12 protein-coding genes are annotated in these 16270 nt (G+C 67.5%); 8 read left to right on the top strand and 4 right to left on the bottom strand.

What is annotated here, in order from left to right; all coding sequences use genetic code 11:
* Positions 1-3 precede the first annotated feature (3 nt).
* Positions 4-2439: a glycoside hydrolase family 3 N-terminal domain-containing protein gene (locus ACE3TQ_RS23250; protein WP_374585479.1), complete on the top strand. Its 2436-nt coding sequence runs from the start codon at positions 4-6 to the stop codon at positions 2437-2439.
* Positions 2440-2448: 9 nt separating this feature from the next.
* The gene (locus ACE3TQ_RS23245; RefSeq protein WP_374585477.1) at positions 2449-3717 is read left to right on the top strand and encodes a sugar MFS transporter; all 1269 of its coding nucleotides are present in this window, start codon (positions 2449-2451) and stop codon (positions 3715-3717) included.
* On the opposite strand, the gene ACE3TQ_RS23240 is transcribed toward ACE3TQ_RS23245, so the two are convergent.
* From ACE3TQ_RS23240 to ACE3TQ_RS23230, 3 genes are all read right to left on the bottom strand, one after another.
* A complete protein-coding gene (locus tag ACE3TQ_RS23240; RefSeq protein ID WP_374585475.1) occupies positions 3707-4729 on the bottom strand; it encodes a cupin-like domain-containing protein in 1023 nt (340 codons plus the stop codon). The two genes, ACE3TQ_RS23245 and ACE3TQ_RS23240, sit on opposite strands and share 11 nt — an antisense overlap.
* Complete coding sequence (locus tag ACE3TQ_RS23235) at positions 4713-5429, bottom strand: SapC family protein (protein WP_374585473.1); 717 nt, start codon at positions 5427-5429, stop codon at positions 4713-4715. Before ACE3TQ_RS23235 ends, ACE3TQ_RS23240 begins: the two co-directional genes overlap by 17 nt.
* 73 nt (positions 5430-5502) lie before the next feature.
* Entirely contained in the window at positions 5503-8421 is a 2919-nt protein-coding gene (locus ACE3TQ_RS23230; protein WP_374585471.1) for a TonB-dependent receptor, read from the bottom strand.
* A 271-nt stretch (positions 8422-8692) separates the two neighbouring features.
* On the opposite strand from ACE3TQ_RS23230, the gene ACE3TQ_RS23225 reads away from it, so the two are divergent.
* From ACE3TQ_RS23225 to ACE3TQ_RS23210, 4 genes are read left to right on the top strand one after another with little or no spacing between them, the layout of a single operon-like run.
* The gene (locus ACE3TQ_RS23225) at positions 8693-10141 is read left to right on the top strand and encodes a family 16 glycosylhydrolase (protein WP_374585469.1); all 1449 of its coding nucleotides are present in this window, start codon (positions 8693-8695) and stop codon (positions 10139-10141) included.
* Positions 10142-10156: 15 nt separating this feature from the next.
* On the top strand, positions 10157-10648 hold the full coding sequence (locus ACE3TQ_RS23220; RefSeq protein ID WP_374585467.1) for a hypothetical protein: 492 nt from the start codon (positions 10157-10159) through the stop codon (positions 10646-10648).
* Complete coding sequence (locus ACE3TQ_RS23215; protein WP_374585465.1) at positions 10645-12057, top strand: DUF2868 domain-containing protein; 1413 nt, start codon at positions 10645-10647, stop codon at positions 12055-12057. Before ACE3TQ_RS23220 ends, ACE3TQ_RS23215 begins: the two co-directional genes overlap by 4 nt.
* Positions 12054-13547 (top strand): DUF3482 domain-containing protein, encoded by a 1494-nt coding sequence (locus ACE3TQ_RS23210; protein ID WP_374585463.1) that lies wholly within the window; start codon positions 12054-12056, stop codon positions 13545-13547. Before ACE3TQ_RS23215 ends, ACE3TQ_RS23210 begins: the two co-directional genes overlap by 4 nt.
* On the opposite strand, the gene ACE3TQ_RS23205 is transcribed toward ACE3TQ_RS23210, so the two are convergent.
* On the bottom strand, positions 13499-14227 hold the full coding sequence (locus ACE3TQ_RS23205; RefSeq protein ID WP_374585461.1) for an SDR family oxidoreductase: 729 nt from the start codon (positions 14225-14227) through the stop codon (positions 13499-13501). The genes ACE3TQ_RS23210 and ACE3TQ_RS23205 overlap by 49 nt on opposite strands.
* A gap of 97 nt (positions 14228-14324) precedes the next feature.
* Between ACE3TQ_RS23205 and ACE3TQ_RS23200 the strand changes: the two genes are divergently transcribed.
* Positions 14325-15248: a LysR family transcriptional regulator gene (locus ACE3TQ_RS23200; protein WP_374585460.1), complete on the top strand. Its 924-nt coding sequence runs from the start codon at positions 14325-14327 to the stop codon at positions 15246-15248.
* A 51-nt stretch (positions 15249-15299) separates the two neighbouring features.
* Positions 15300-16223 (top strand): exopolyphosphatase, encoded by a 924-nt coding sequence (locus ACE3TQ_RS23195; protein WP_374585458.1) that lies wholly within the window; start codon positions 15300-15302, stop codon positions 16221-16223.
* The last annotated feature ends 47 nt before the right edge of the window (positions 16224-16270 follow it).

The following is a 16270-nucleotide window of genomic DNA, read 5'->3' as shown; positions in this document are numbered from 1 at the left end:
AGGATGAAGAAGCTTGCTTTGCTGGCGGCGCTGCTGGCGCCCGCCATGGGCGGCGCCACCGCCGTCGACGCCGCGCTGGAGCAGCGCGTGGCCGCCATCGTGGCCGGCATGACGCTGGAGCAGAAAATCGGGCAGATGACCCAGCCCGAAATCAAGACCGCGACGCCGGACGATGTGCGGCGCTACTACCTGGGTTCCGTGCTGAACGGCGGCGGCAGCTGGCCGAACGGGAACAAGCGCGCCAGCGCCGCCGAGTGGCTGGCGCTGGCGCAGAAGTACCACGCGGCGTCGATGGCGACCGATATGAAGGTCAAGGTGCCGGTGGTGTGGGGCATCGACGCTATCCACGGCAACAGCAATGTGTTCGGCGCCACGCTGTATCCGCACAATATCGGCCTGGGCGCGGCGCACAACCCGAAGCTGGCCTATGAGGTCGGCGCCGCCACCGGCAAAGCGGTGCGCGCGACCGGCATCGCCTGGGTCTTCGGCCCGACCATCGCCGTGGTGCGCGACGACCGCTGGGGCCGCACTTACGAGAGCTTCTCGGAAGACAGCAAGCTGGTGGCCAGCTACGCCGGCCAGTACGTCAAGGGCCTGCAGGGCCGCTTCAAGTCCGACGCCAACGTCTGGGCCAGCGCCAAGCACTTCATCGGCGACGGCGGCACGGAGCACGGCAAGGACCGCGGCAATACCAGGGCATCGCTGGCGGACCTGCTGGCCATGCACGGCAGCGGCTATGCGCCGGCGCTGGCCGAGGGCGCGCAGACGGTGATGGCTTCCTTCAACAGCTGGAATGGCGTCAAGGTGCACGGCAGCCGCGAGCTGCTGACCGATGTGCTGAAGGTGAAGATGGGCTTCGACGGTTTCGTGGTCAGCGACTGGAACGGCATCGCCGAAGTGCCGGGCTGCCGCAACGACAGCTGCCCGCAGGCGATCAATGCCGGCATCGACATGGTGATGGTGCCGGACGACTGGAAGGCCTTCATCGCCAACACCGTCGCCCAGGTAAAGTCGGGCGAGATACCGATGGCGCGCATCGACGATGCCGTCACCCGCATCCTGCGCGTCAAGCTGCGCACCGGCCTGTTCGACAAGAGCCCGGCGCAGAATGCCCATGCCGGCAAGGACGAGGCATTGCTGGACCGCGCACTGGCGCGGCGCGCCGTGCGCGAATCGCTGGTGCTGCTGAAAAATGAAGGCCCGGCGCTGCCGCTGGCACGCGGCAAGAAGATCCTGGTGGTGGGCAAGAGCGCCGACAACCTGTCCAACCAGACCGGTGGCTGGTCGCTGACCTGGCAGGGCACCGACAACACCAATGCCGACTTCCCGCATGCCGACAGCATCCTGGCCGGCATCCGCGCCGCCGCCGGCGCCGCCAACGTCGAGTTCAGCGCCGACGCCAAGGGCGTCGACCTGTCCCGTTTCGACGCGGTGATCGCGGTGTTGGGCGAGCGCCCGTATGCGGAAGGCGACGGCGATATCGGCCCGTCCGGCACGCTGCGCCACAGCAGCCGCTACCCGGAGGACCTGGCCGTGCTGGAGGCGGTGGCGGGCAAGGGCAAACCGGTGATCACCGTGTTTGTCGCCGGCCGCCCGCTGTTCGTGAACGACCTGCTCAACCTGTCCGACACCTTCGTCGCCGCCTGGCTGCCGGGGACGGAAGGCAAGGGCGTTGCCGACCTGCTGGTGGCGGGCGCGCGGCAGTATGAGTTCCGCGGCAAGCTGTCTTTCTCCTGGCCGAAGTCGGCCTGCCAGACGCCGCTCAACGCGGGCGACGCCGGCTATGCGCCCTTGTTCCCGCTGGGTTACGGCCTGCGCAAGGGCCAGCGTTCCGCGCTCGGCAAGCTGGATGCGTCCTATGCGCCCGGCGGCTGCGGCGCCAGCGACGTGTTCCCCGTGCATGGCCAGGCCGACCGCGCCAGCTTCCCGCTGGCGATCCGCAGCGGCGGCGAACAGCTGGCGCTGGGCGCCGACCTGAACGCGACGTTCCGCCTGCCGGGCATCAGCGTGCAGACGGCGCAGGTGAATACCCAGCAGGACGCCAAGCTGGTGACCTGGAGCGCGACGGGCGCCGGCACGGCCGCCAGCTTCGCGGCGCAGGGGACGGCGCCGATGCAGCTGCCGCCGGCTGCCGCGCGCGATGGGGCGCTGCAGTTTGATACTATTGTCGCCGCCGCCCCGCAAGGCAAGGTCACGCTGGCCATGCAGGGCACCGCGCTCGACGCAACCCGGCTGTTCACCCGCCTGGCGGGCAAGGGCAAGCAGACCGTCAAGCTGCCGCTGGCCTGCTTCACGGCGCGCGGCCTGCAGCTGGAGGGCGTGGACACGCCGTTCCGCATCAGCGCCGACGCGCCGTTCGCCCTGGCTGTGGCGAACATCGATATCGCCGGCGGCGCGGCCAAGGCGGCGGACGCAGTGCGCTGCGAAGAATTATATTAAGGAGACATTATGGCAAGCATGGCACCCAACACCGCGGCACCTACCGCGCCGCAGGACGCGGCGGGCGGGGCGCGCAACGGCAACACCAGTGCGCTGGTGATCGTCACTATCCTGTTCTTCATGTGGGGCCTGATCACGTCGCTGAACGACGTGCTGATCCCGCACCTGAAGGCGATCTATACCCTGAGCTATGTGCAGGCGATGCTGGTGCAGTTCTGCTTCTTCGGCGCCTACTTCATCGTCTCGCTGCCGGCCGGCGCGCTGATCCGCCGCATCGGCTACCAGAAGGGCGCCGTGGCCGGCCTGCTGATCGCCGCCGTAGGCTGCCTGCTATTCTATCCCGCTTCGTTCGGCGGCTACGGCCTGTTCCTGTTCGCCTTCTTCGTGCTCGCCTCCGGCATCACCATCCTGCAGGTGGCTGCCAATCCCTATGTGACGGTGCTGGGCCCGGCGCGCACCGCGTCCAGCCGCCTGAACCTGACCCAGGCCTTCAACTCGCTCGGCACCACCATCGGCCCGGCCATCGGCGGTTTGCTGATCCTGTCGGCGGCCGGCGCCGCCGTCAACGCGGCGGCAGAAGCGGCCACCGTACGCGGCCCCTACTTGGCGCTGGCCGCCGCGCTGGTGCTGCTGGCGGTGATGTTCGCGTTCTCGAAACTGCCGCAGATTGCCGACAGCGAGGATCTGGCGCTGGCCGGGGAGGGCCATGGCTCGGCCTGGGCGCACCGCCACCTGGTGCTGGGCGCGGTCGGCATCTTCCTGTACGTCGGCGCCGAGGTCAGCATCGGCAGCTTCCTGATCAACTTCCTGGGGGAGGCGCATATCGCCGGCCTGTCGCACGCGGACGCGGCCCATTACGTCAGCATCTACTGGGGCGGCGCCATGGTGGGCCGTTTCATCGGCTTTGCCGTGATGCGGGTTGCCAGCCCGGGCAAGACGCTGGCGTTCAACTCCCTGCTGGCCATCGGGCTGGTGCTGGCGGCGGTATTCGGCTCCGGCAAGGTGGCCATGTGGGCCATCCTGGCGGTGGGCCTGTGCAACTCGATCATGTTCCCGACCATTTTCAGCATGGCGCTGCACGGCCTCGGCAAGTACACCGGCCAGGGTTCGGGCATCCTGTGCATGGCCATTGTGGGTGGCGCCATCGTGCCGTTCGCGCAGGGCGCGCTGGCCGACGCGATGGGCGTGCAGGTGTCCTTCCTGCTGCCGGCAGCCTGCTACGCCTTCATCCTGTACTTCGGCATGAAGTACGCCGCGCTGTACGCCTCTAACGGTTGATTTTCCTGAGCAGGTGGGCGCGCAGCATGCGCGCCGTGTCCTCGCCCATGGGGCCGAGCACGCCGCGTGCCGGCGCGGGGATGTGGGCGGCGGTTTCCTCTCCCGGCTCGAACACGTAGTGGCGGAAGATGTCCTGCCAGGCGGCGCGCTGCGCCGGCGGCAGGTCGCGCATGGCGAGCAGCGACAGCAGCAGCGCATTCACCGGCGTGTCCATGTAAGCGGGTGACTGCCGCCACCAGTAGTTGACCAGCACGTTGAATGATTCCAGCGCCTCCACGTGGTGCCACCACATGCTGGGGATGAAGATAGCGTCGCCCGGGGCCAGTTCGGCCGCCTGCGCGTGGCCCATCGCTTCCATGAAGCGCGGGTAGCGCGCCAGGTCGGGCTGGCGCAGGTCGACCAGGCTGATTGGCTGCCCGGCCGGCGTCAGGTCGAGCGGGCCGATATACAGGTTGGGCAGCTGCCCGGGCGGGAACAGGGTGAAGCGGCGCCGGCCGGCGGTGACAACGGCCAGGTTGTCGGGCAGGTCGTAATGCGCGGCGATGCAGGTCTGGTTGCCGATCCAGATGCTGGCCAGCGCGTCGCGCGCTCCCAGGTCCAGCGGATTTTCCTCGCAATAGCCAGGCAGTGCCGCTTCCAGCGTCGTCGAGCCGACATAAACGGCGGGCGGCTGTGGATTGCCGCGCTGGCGCGCCAGTTCCTGCAGCACGTCGTCGAGCCGGGCCCGTACGGCGTTGAAATTGAAGCCGCTCATGTCCTCGTTGTAGAAGAAGCGGCCGCCGATCTCCGGCGGGCCGAGCATGGCGTTGACGGTGGCGTCGCGGCAGAAGCGGCGCAGGTAGGCGTCGGCGCTGGCGGCGCCTTGCCGGCCGGCCCGCACCGCCGGCCAGTGCGCGAGCAGGCCGCGCAGCACCAGTGGCTCGGTTGCGGCCAGCACGCTGTCGCCCAGGCCGGGCAGGTCGCCTGACGCCAGGCCGTGCAGCTCGCGGATCGGCTTAGCAGCGGGCAGCATGGCGGCGGTTCTTGCGGTCGATCAGGGTGCGGAAGTTGGCGATAGACGCCAGCACCATATAGACCGGCTGCAGGTGGCCGGCGCGGTGCAGGCTTTCCAGCGCGGGCCCGGGCAGGGCCGCCAGGCGCTCTTCGTGGATCGTGTGGCAGCCTGCCAGGCGGTAGGGCGTGCCGTCGTCCAGTTCAATGTCGAAAACGAAGGGTTCCAGCAGCTGGTGCTCCTGCAGCGCGGCCATGAAGCCGGCCGCCTGCTGCAAGCCCTGGTGGATGGAGAGCAGGGTGGAGCTGACGCGTTCCAGGTATTCCGTGGTGCCGCCATGCGGGCGGAACACGCGCTCGGCGCCGCCGGCCGCGCCGGGCTGGACGCGCGGGTGGTCCAGGTCGACGTGCACCATCAGCTCGGTGCCGTTGATGCCGATCAGGAAGGGCTGGCGCGCCACGGAGAGCGGCAGGTAGGGCGCTTCCCAGCCATGCGGGCCGAGGAACAGGTTCTCGCCTTCCTGCAGGCCAAACAGGGCGTGCGCCTCGTAGCCGCCATCGGCCGCCTGGCGGAACACGATCGGGTAGCACGCCTGGATGTCGCGGAATTCGGAGGGAAAGGTGAGGGCGGACATGACGTCGTCGCCGAAGCCGGCGCCGCGCGCGGTGTGCACGTGCAGGTCCTTGTGGTCGATGTTGTTGAGCAGGACGTGGTTGGCCATGGTGGCTCCTTGCGGATGGAAGCAAAAAAGGGGCGCGGCCGGTGCACCGGCTGCGCCCCCAACCTGGGTAGCGTCAGAACTTGTAGCGTGCGCCCAGCATGTAGCGCGGACCCGACTGGGTCACGAACAGCGCCATCGATTCGGCGCGCCCATGCACGCGCTGGGTTTCGTTGGTCACGTTGATCGCCTCGAACTGGAAGCTCAGCTTGTCGTTGTAGGCATAGCCGATGCTCAGGTCGAGCTGGCCGTACGCCTCCGTGTAGTTCGGGTTGGGGCCGGCGCCGTCGAAGGTCGAGGACAGGAACTTGTCGCGCCAGTTGTAGGCCGCACGCACGGTCCAGTTCTTGTCCTCATAGATGCCGACCAGGTTGGCCGAGTTGCTCAGGCCGACCAGCGCGAACTGCTCGCCGATCTTGGCGTTGTCGTACTTCAGGCCCGAATCGACCCAGGTGTAGTTGGCCGACAGGCCAAAGCCGCTGTTGCCGAACATATGCTGCACATTGATCTCGGCGCCTTTCAGCTTTTCCTTCTTCTGGTTGGAGAAGCTGTTGATCTCGAACGACATGACCGGATCGCTCGGCTGGCCGACGATGGTGCCTGTGGCGTTGCCGCTGGCGTCGTCCGCGCCGCGCGTCACGCCCGGGGCGTTCGGGTGGTTGCGGAAGATGTAGTTGCGGATGCAGACGCGGTCGGTGCCGCAGTTGCCCTTGCTGACGGCTTCGTTCCACAGCGCGCCGCCGACCGGGGTGTGCAGGTTGAACGGGGTGGCGGTGAACTTGGACTGGCCGGCATAGTTGCTCAGGTCCTTGTGGAACAGGCCGAGCGAGGCGAAACTCTGCTGCGAGTAATACCATTCCCACGACAGGTCCAGGTTCTTCGACTTGACCGGCTTCAGTTGCGGATTGCCCTGGCTGCCGGTGCCGCCGAAGTCGCGCGCCAGGCGGTCCAGCGTGGTGCCGCCCTGGATCTGGTCGTAGCGTGGACGGCCGATGGTTTCGCCATAGCTGGCGCGCAGCTTCATGTCGGGGCGGATGTCGGCATCCCAGTCCACGCTGGGCAGCCAGTGTTTGTACTTGCCGGTCAGCGTGGTGAAGGTCGGCGCGCCGAAGCTCAGGGGGAACTCGTTGGCCGAGACCCAGCTGATGCCGGTGGCGGCCGGCACCAGCGCGGTCGAGACCACGTCCGTCGTTTCATAGCGCACGCCGAAATTGGTGTGCATCGGGACCCCGAAATCCCAGTCGGTGCCGAACTGCAGGTAGGCGCTCTTCGATTTTTCCTGGGTGCGCTGGTCGGTGTCGAAGGTGTTCTTCGGCAGGTACAGTTCGGGCAGGCCGGTCAGCTTGGCCGTCAGCGCGCGCAGTTCGGCAAAGTTGAAGGTATAGAACTGGGTGAACAGGTTCGGGTTTTTGCTGCCGCCGAACTGGTCGAAGTACTTGCCCAGCGACTCCTGGTGGAACATGCTGGCCGGGTAGTCGGAAGCCTTGGTGGCGCCGCCCCAGGTATCGCGCTGCTGGGTCGAGATGGCGGAGCGGTTTTTCACTTCGGTTGCGGACAGGCCGAACTTCAGGTTGGACGCTTCCAGCAGTTTCAGGTTGCCCTTGAACTGGGCCTGTTCGATCTCGCCCTTCATATACCCGTTCTGGAACACCGAGCCGGTCACCTGCTGCGGCGCCTTGGCGAAGTCGGCGCCTTTGATGCTCAGTACCGGGAAGTCCTGGCGGAAGTCGACTGTCGTATCGCCGCGGCTGAAGCTGGCGGTACCCAGCACATTGCTGGAGCCGAACGGGCTGTCGGCGCCGGAGGTGGCGCTGGACTTGTGCACGTCCAGTTCCATCTTCAGGCTATCGGTCTTCCACGCCGCATTGAAGCCGAGCGACTTGTTCTGGGTCTTGGTGGCAAAGTCGGCGCCGCCCATGGCGATGTCGCTGTTCGCGCCGGGAATCAGCTCGGTGTACACCAGCGGACCGGCCGCCGGGCCGTTGCCCCAGATGGAAGTGGAGGGGCCGAAGTTGAACCATGCCGACAGGTCCTGGCGGCGGGTGTGGATCTTGTTCTCGGAATAGGTGTAGTCCAGCGTGGTGGTCAGCTCGCGCACCGGCGCCCACTGCAGGGTCAGCTGGCCGTTGGTGCGCTCGCGCTGCACGCCGTTCATGTTGTAGTTCAGGTTCTGCGGCAGCGAATAGATCTCACCGGCCTTGGGCGGGTTGGTGGCGGCGGACTGGGTGATCGGCCCTTCGCCGGCCTTCCACGGGCCGCGCCAGCCGTTCGAGACGGAAGCCTGGTTAAAGCCCAGGTTGCGTTCCTGGTAGCTGGCGCTGAGCGACACGCCGAAGCGGTTGTTGTCGAAGGTGTTGCTGTAGATGCCCGAGAATTCCGGCGTGGTGGCGCTGCCTTGCTTGACGTCGCCCGGCAGGTTGTTGTGCGAGGTGTCGTGCACCGCCTTGGCGCCGAAGCTGGCCACCATGCCCGGCCGTTCCAGCGGGCGCGCCGTCATCACGTTGACGGTGGCGCCGATGCCGCCGGTCGGGGTTTCGGCGCGGCCGGTCTTGTACACCTGGATCTGCGAAATCGCTTCCGACGCCAGGTTGGCGAAGTCGAAGGCGCGGCCATTCAGGTCGCCCAGGTTGGAGGTCGGCATCTGGCGTCCGTTCAGCAGCACCAGGTTGAAGTCCGGGCCGACGCCGCGCACGGTGACCTTGGAGCCTTCGCCGATCGAGCGGTCGATGGATACGCCGCTGATGCGCTGCAGCGATTCGGCCAGGTTGGTATCGGGGAATTTGCCGATATCGGCCGCCACGATGCCGTCCACCACGCCGTCGGCATTGCGCTTCAGGTTCATGGAAGACCCCAGGCTGGCGCGCAGGCCGCTGACCACCACGGTCTGCACGTCGCCGCTATTGGATGGGGCAGGGGATACGCCTGCCTGGTCCGACTCCTGGGCCTGGACCGGTGCGATGAACGCTGCGCAGGCTGTCGCTACTGCAAGGCTCATCAGTTTCTGCTTCGCCTTTGGATGGTACATTTGGTCTCCTTGGTTCTTATAGTCTGGCCGCCTCCCCAACCAGCGTGGAAACGTTTCCATGTCATGCTTGAAAATACTAGGGGCAGCAAAATCAATTGTCAATAAAATACGCCGGGACTCGGCAGGGAGTGTGGGGTTTCCGTCATCAAACTGGAAACGTTTCCATTCTGGTTTTGCCAATATAGCACTGTTCAAAAAACGAAGTCAACAGCTAAAATGGGAACGTTTCCACGGAGGCGCCATGAAGAAAATCATCGTTGTCTGTTGCGTATTGCTGGCGCTGCCGGGCGCCCGTGCGTTGGAAACGTGGCCAAACGGCGCACGCGCGGCGGTCAGCCTGGCGTACGACGACGCGCTCGATTCCCAGCTCGACCACGCCTTGCCGGCGCTCGAACGGCATGGCCTGAAAGCCACGTTCTACCTGGCCCTGGCCAACCCGCCGGTGCGGCGGCGCCTGGCGGAATGGCGCGCGGCGGCGCAGCGCGGCCATGAGCTGGGCAACCACACCTTGTTCCACCAGTGTTCCGGGCAGGGCCCGGGACGCGCATGGGTGGCGCCGCACCGCATGCTGGAAAGCACCAGCGTGGCGCAGCTGCTGGACCAGGCGCGCGTGGGCAACAGCATGCTGCACGCCATCGACGGCAGGCAGGAACGCACCTTCAATGCGCCGTGCGGCGACGCGCTGGCGGCCGGCCAGCCTTATTGGCCGGCCCTGCGCGACGAGTTCGTGGCGTTGCGCCCGCCCGGCCCGGCCACGGCCGGCTTGAGCGGCGCGCAGCTGGTGGCGCTGGTGCGGGAGCAGGGCGCGCGGGGCGGCGTGGTGAACCTGGTCTTCCACGGCATCGGCGGCGACTACCTGGCCGTCGGCAAAGAGGCGCACGAAGAGCTGCTGGCCTTCCTCGCCGCGCACCGCGACGAGTACTGGAGCGCGACCTACCTCGACATCGTGCGCCACCAGCGCGGCGCCAAGCCAGGCTGGGTGCTGGACTGGTCCGACGAATTCGACGGCGATGCCCTCGATACGCGCAAATGGACCCCGGAAGTGGCGGGCCACGGCTTCGGCAACAACGAAATGCAGTTCTACACCGCGCGCCGCGAGAACGTGCGGGTGGAGGGCGGCAACCTTGTCATCGAGGCGCGCCGGGAAGCCTGGCAAGGCAGGCAGTACACCTCGGCGCGGCTCAAGACCGCAGGCCTGGTCGAGCGCCGCTACGGCCGCTTCGAGGCGCGCATCAAGCTGCCGCGCGGGCAGGGCATCTGGCCTGCGTTCTGGATGCTGGGCGCGGACATCGGCAAGGTGGGCTGGCCGCGCAGCGGCGAGATCGACATCATGGAGAATATCGGCAAGGAGCCGGGCATCGTGCATGGCACGCTGCATGGGCCCGGGTACTCGGGCGAAAAGGGCTTCGGCGCCCCTTCGGCGCTGGCGCCGGGCCTGCAGTACGCCGACGGCTTCCATGTCTTCGCGGTGGAATGGGAGCCGGGGGAAATCCGCTGGTACCGCGACGGCCGGCATTACCACACGGCGCGCCCGGCGGCGGTGCCCGGCGAGTGGGTCTTCGAGCAGCCCTTCTTCCTGCTGCTGAACCTTGCCGTGGGCGGCTACTGGCCCGGCTATCCGGATGCCACCACCCGCTTCCCGCAGCAGATGCTGGTCGACTATGTGCGCATCTATCAGAAAGGGCAGTAGTGGTACACTCGGCGCATGAATGCAATCGTCCTCGCTGCGGCCTTGCTGGCCGCCCCGGCCACGCCGGAACAGGCCGTCGCCACCCTGTGGCGGTCCCTTAGCCATGACGCGGGCCAGGCCGGCGATGAAGCCGCGCTACGCGCCATCCTCCATCCCGACGCCATGGTGTACGGCGCCCGCTACCGCGACGGCGCGCCCGCGCTGTCGGTGGCGCGCGGCACCGACTTCGCCGCCGGCATTGGCCGTGTCGGCGAAAAGGGCTTTTATGAATGCGAGGTGGCGCGCGAGGTGCGCCAGTACGACCGCTTCGCCACCGTCTATAGCGTGGTGGAGTCGCGCAGCGAACGCGGCGCGCCCAAGGCGAACTTCACGGGCGTCAACAGCATCCAGCTGTATCGCGCCGATGACGGCTGGCGCATCATTTCCCTGTACTACCAGGTGGAGCGGCCCGGTGCGCCGGTTTCGCTGCAGGGCGGTAAAACGGGCGCCTGCCTGGAGGGGCAATGAGGGAGAAGGCGGCGCGCGCCATCATGCTGGTCAAGGCGATCGAGGAAGCCGACCAGCAAAAGGAAGTGCTGACTGAAGACGACCGCAAGTTTGCCAGCCGCACCGCGCGCGAGCTGGCCCACTGGCAGGCGGCCGAAGCCCGTTCGGCATCGACCCTGCCCGATTTCCTGCAGCACCGCGCCGAGCAGCTGCTGAAACGCCTGGCGGCGCGCCATAAGGCGTTCTCCCCGGTGGCGCAGGGGCACAGCGGCCTGTGGGGCGCGAGCTGGCTGCTGCCGGTGCTGGCGCTGGTGGTGGGCGCCACCGCCGAACGCTTCTCCAACCCGGGCCGGGTCGACCTGCTGTCGCTGCCGCTGCTGGGCATCATCGCCTGGAATGTGCTGGCCTACGTCTTGCTGGCCCTGTGGGCCGTGCTGCCCGCGCGGCGCGGCGGGCTGCGGCGCGGCCTGGCCAACCGCATGGGCCTGGGCGGCGGCCATGTGCCGCGCCGCCTGCCGCACGTGCTGGGCAGCGGCGTGCTGCAGTTCATGGTGGAATGGGCCCGCCTGGGCGCCAGCCTGAACCTGGCGCGCATTGCCCGCATCCTGCATTTTTCTGCGGCGGCCTTTGCCGCCGGCGCCGTGCTCTCGCTGTATGCGCGCGGCATCGTGCAGCGCTACGCCACGGGATGGGAGAGCACCTTCCTCGATGCCGAGCAGGTGCACCGCCTGCTGTCGCTGCTGTTCGCACCGGCCGTCGCGCTGTTCGGGCTGGAAGGCTTTACGCTGTCGGAGGTGGCGGGGCTGCAGGACTGGGCCGGCGCGCGCCTGGGCAACGGTGCGCGCTGGGTGCACCTGTATGCCGCCAGCCTGCTGCTGTACGTGGTGCTGCCGCGTCTTGCACTGGGTGCGCTGGCCGCGCTGCGCGCCGCCTGGCTGCGCCGGCGCTTCCCGCTCGACCTGGAGCAGCCGTATTTCCAGCAGCTGGCCGTCGCCGCCGGCGGCGAGCCGGGCCTGCTGCGCGTGCTGCCCTACAGCCTGACGGTGGACGAGGCGCGCAGCAAGGGCTTGGATGTGCTGGCGCAGGAAATGCTCGGCGAGCAGGCGCGCGTGCGCCTGCTGCCACCGGCGGCCTACGGCAGTGAAGCGCCGGTGCTGGAGGCGGCCGGCGGCGTGACGACGGCCGTGCTGTTCGGCCTTGCCGCCACGCCGGAGCTGGAAAACCACGGCGCCTTCCTGGCCGCGCTGGGCAAAGGGCAGGGCCGGCGCGTGCTGGCGCTGCTGGACCAGTCGGCCCTGGCTGCGCGCCTGGACGCCACGCGCCTGCGCGAGCGCGTAGAATTGTGGCGTGAGTTCTGCATCCTGCACGGCGCCGAGCCGAAAGTGGTGGACTTGCTGGCGCCGCATACCGCGAAGGAGAACCCGGCATGAGCGGCCCACCCGCCACCATCCAGCTGGCCCTGGTCTCGCATACCAATAACGGCAAGACCACGCTGGCGCGCACCTTGCTGGGCGCCGACGTTGGCGAGGTGCGCGACGCCGCCCACGTGACCGCCTTCGCCGAGTCGCACACCCTGATGACGACCCAGGCCGGCGACCGCCTGCTGCTGTGGGACACGCCCGGCTTCGGCGACTCGCTGCGGCTGATGAAGCGCCTGGCCATGAGCGGCAACCCGATCGGTTGGTTCCTGCGCGAAGTGGTGGACCGCTACCGCGACCGCCCGTTCTGGCTCAGCCAGCAGGCTTTGCGCGCCGCGCGCGACGAGGCCGACGTGGTGCTCTATCTCGTCAATTCGACGGAAAGCCCGGGCGACGCCGGCTACATCCCGGCCGAAATGCGCATCCTGGACTGGCTCGGCAAGCCGGTGCTGGTGCTGCTGAACCAGATGGGGCCACCGCGCCCGCTGGCGGAAGAACAGGCCGAGCTGCTGCGCTGGAAAGACCATATGCTGCAGTTTGGCCAGGTGCGCGAAGTGCTGCCGCTGGACGCCTTTGCCCGCTGCTGGGTGCATGAGCGCGTGTTCTACGACGCCCTGGGCGCGCTGGTCGGGCCCGACAAGCAGGCCGCCTACGAACGCCTGTTCTCGGTGTGGGAAGAAACCAATACGCGCCGCTTCAGGCAGTCCATGGCGGTGATGGCGCAGCAGCTGGCCGACGCGGCGCACGACAAGCAGGTGGTGGACGCGGTGGAGCGCGGCGTGATCGCCTCCGCGCTGAAGATCATCGGCATCGGCAAGGGCGAAGACCGCAAGCGCCAGGAGCGCGCCATGAACACCCTGGTGGCGCGCCTTAACCTGTCAATCGGCCAGGCCACGGTCAACCTGCTGGCGCTGCACAAGCTGGACCCGAGCGAAGCGCCCAAGATCAATGCCCGCGTCAGCAAGAACTTCCAGGTGCTGGCACCGGTGGATAAAGGACAGGCGGCCCTGCTGGGCGCCATCGTGTCCGGCGCGGCCACCGGTTTGTCGGCCGACCTGGCGGCGGGCGGGTTGACGCTGGGCACCGGCGCGCTGCTGGGCGGCGTGATCGGCGCGCTCACCTTTGCCGGCGCCGCCTGGGGCTTCAACGCCAGCATGGACCGCGACGTGCCGACCATTACCCTGTCCGACGACTTCCTGCGCACGCTGCTGGTGTCGAGCGTGCTGCGCTACCTGGCCGTGGCCCACTTCGGGCGCGGCCGCGGCAATTTCGTGGAAAGCGAAGCGCCGCCGTTCTGGCAGCAGGAGGTGGAGCAGGCGGTGGCGCTGCACGAGGCCGAGGTGGCCGCGCTGTGGAAAACGCTGCGCGAGCAGGAGGAGCGCGACCTGGCGCCGGCCAGCGCCGTGGTCACCGCGATCACGGCCCACGTGCTGGCACGGCTTTACCCGGAAGGTCAGGCGGCGAACCCGCCGTCGATATTGAGGCCGGCGCCGGTCACGTAGCCCGCTTCCTCGCTGGCCAGGTAGGCCACCATCCCGGCGATCTCCTCGCCGCGCGCATGGCGCTTGATCGCCATCAGCTCGTGCAGGCCCTTGGCGAAATCGCTGTGCGCCGGGTTCATGTCGGTATCGACCGGGCCAGGCTGCACATTGTTGATGGTGATGCCGCGCGGGCCCAGGTCGCGCGCCAGGCCCTGCACCAGGCCGGTCAGCGCCGACTTGCTCATGGCGTAAATCGAGCCGCCAGGGAAGGGCATGCGCTCGGCGTTGGTGGAGCCGATATTGATCACGCGCCCGCCAGCCTGCATGTGCGCCACTGCCGCCTGCGTCGCCGCGAACACGCCGCGCACATTGACGGCGATGGTGTGGTCAAAGGCTTCCAGCGTCAGTTCCGACACATCCCCCAGGTGCAGCACGCCGGCATTGTTGACCAGGATATCGATGCGGCCGAAACGGGCCGCGATGCCGTCGATGGCTGCGCGGGTGGCTGCGGCGTCGGACGCGTCGACTTGCAGCGCCACGGCGGTCCCGCCGGCAGCGGTAATCTCGCTGGCCAGCGCATCGGCTGCCGCGCCCGAGCTCTGGTAGGTGAAGGCGACGGTGGCGCCGTCTTTGGCGAGGCGGCGCACGATGGCGGCACCGATGCCGCGCGAACCACCGGTAACGAAAGCGATTTTGTTCATGGTTTGCTCCTTGGTTGTTGATGGAGCCAGTATGTCCCGTCCATTACATGGTGACTAGCTGGTAATATGGACTATCACTTTCAACCAAAGTTTTAAAATGTTGCCACTGAACCTGCTTGAGTCCTTCCTGCAGAGCGCCGAGGGCGGCGGTTTTTCCGAAGCGGCGCGCCGCCTCGGCATGACGCCGGCCGCCGTCAGCAAGAATGTGGCGCGGCTGGAAGCGCGCCTCGGCGTGCGCCTGTTCCAGCGCAGCACGCGCCGCCTGGCCCTGACCGAAGCCGGCGAGCGCCTGCTGCAGCAGGTGCGCGCCCCGCTGGCCGAGCTGCAGGGCGCCATGGCCGGCGCCGCGCAGGACGCCGGCGAGCCGGCCGGCACGCTGAAGGTGGCGGTGGCGCACGGCGTAGGGCGCATGTACATCCTGCCGCTGCTGAAAGGCTTCATCGAGCGCTACCCGGCGGTGCAGCACGACTGGCGCTTCGACAACCGCACGGTGGACCTGATCGGCGAGGGCTACGACGTGGCGATCGGCGGCGGCATCGAACTGGCGCCGGGCGTGGTGGCGCGCGAGCTGGGACGCCCGCGCATCCTGGCGGTGGCGGCGCCGGACTACCTCGCGGGACGCGTATTGCCGCAGCACCCGTCGCAGCTGGCCGGCTGGGACGGCATTGCGCGCCGCTCCGCCGAAAGCGGGCGCCTGCGCGACTACCTGCTGCGCAACGCGGCAGGGGAGGAGGCGCTGGCCGAATTCCGCACCATCGCCACCTTCGACGACCCGGAAGCGATGGCGCAGGCGGCCTGCATGGGCCTGGGCGTGGCCCTGTTGCCCGGACCCCACGCCGCGCCGCTGCTGGAAGCGGGCCGGCTGGTGCGCCTGCTGCCCGGCTGGCATGCCGAAGTGGGGCCGCTATCCATCTACTACTCAAGCAAAAAGCTGCTGCCGGCCAAGACGCGCGCCTTCGTCGACTACGTGCTTGGTCAAATGCAGGCCATGGACTTTGCCGGTCGGCTCGACAGGCTCTGAGGCTTCACGGTACTATGGGGTTCCAACTTATCAGCGATAGGGGTGTCTTCCATGAAGTTTCGCCTTGTTACCCGCAGTGATTTTGATGGCCTGGTGTGCGCGGTGCTGCTCAAGCACCTGGACTTGATCGACGAGATCCTGTTCGTGCACCCCAAAGATATGCAGGACGGGAAGATCGCGATCAGCAGCCGCGATATCACCACCAATCTCCCCTATGTGGCCGGCGCCCATCTCGCCTTCGACCACCACTTGTCCGAGACCATCCGCAACACGGGCGACCGGCAGAACCACATCATCGACCCCAACGCCCCGTCAGCGGCACGCGTGGTGTACGACTACTACGGCGGCGGCAACAAGTTCCCCTCGGCCTGGAACGACATGATGCTGGCGGTGGACAAAGGCGACTCGGCCCAGTTCAGCCGCGAGGAAGTGCTCAACCCGCAAGGCTGGGACCTGCTGAACTTCCTGATGGACGCCCGCACGGGGCTGGGCCGCTTCCGCGACTTCCGCATCTCGAACTACAACCTGATGATGGACCTGATCGACTACTGCCGCTCGCACACGATCGACCAGATCATGGCGCTGCCGGACGTGAAGGAGCGCAAGGACCTGTACTTCGAGCATGCCGAGAAATGCAAAGAGCAGATCAAGCGCTGCGCCACGGTGCACAAGAACCTGGTCGTGCTCGACCTGCGCAACGAAGAGACGATCTACGCCGGTAACCGCTTTGTCATCTACGCCCTGTATCCTGAGCAGAACATCTCGATCCACGTGCTGTGGGGGCTGAAGAACCAGAACACCGTATTCGCCACCGGCAAATCGATCCTGAACCGCACGTCCAAAACCAATATCGGCGCGCTGATGCTGGAATACGGCGGCGGCGGGCACGAAAACGCCGGCACCTGCCAGGTGGAAAATGAAATGGCGGAAGACGTGCTGGGCGCCCTGATCGCGCGCATCAACAAGGAAGGCTGAATAAATTCGGGGTCAGGTCTGACAATCGGACACGAGCCCAACCGTAG

Source organism: Pseudoduganella sp. (assembly GCF_041914865.1).
Taxonomy (GTDB): domain Bacteria; phylum Pseudomonadota; class Gammaproteobacteria; order Burkholderiales; family Burkholderiaceae_D; genus Rugamonas.
Note: the sequence above shows the minus strand (reverse complement) of the source record. Positions and strands in the feature narration are given on the sequence as shown.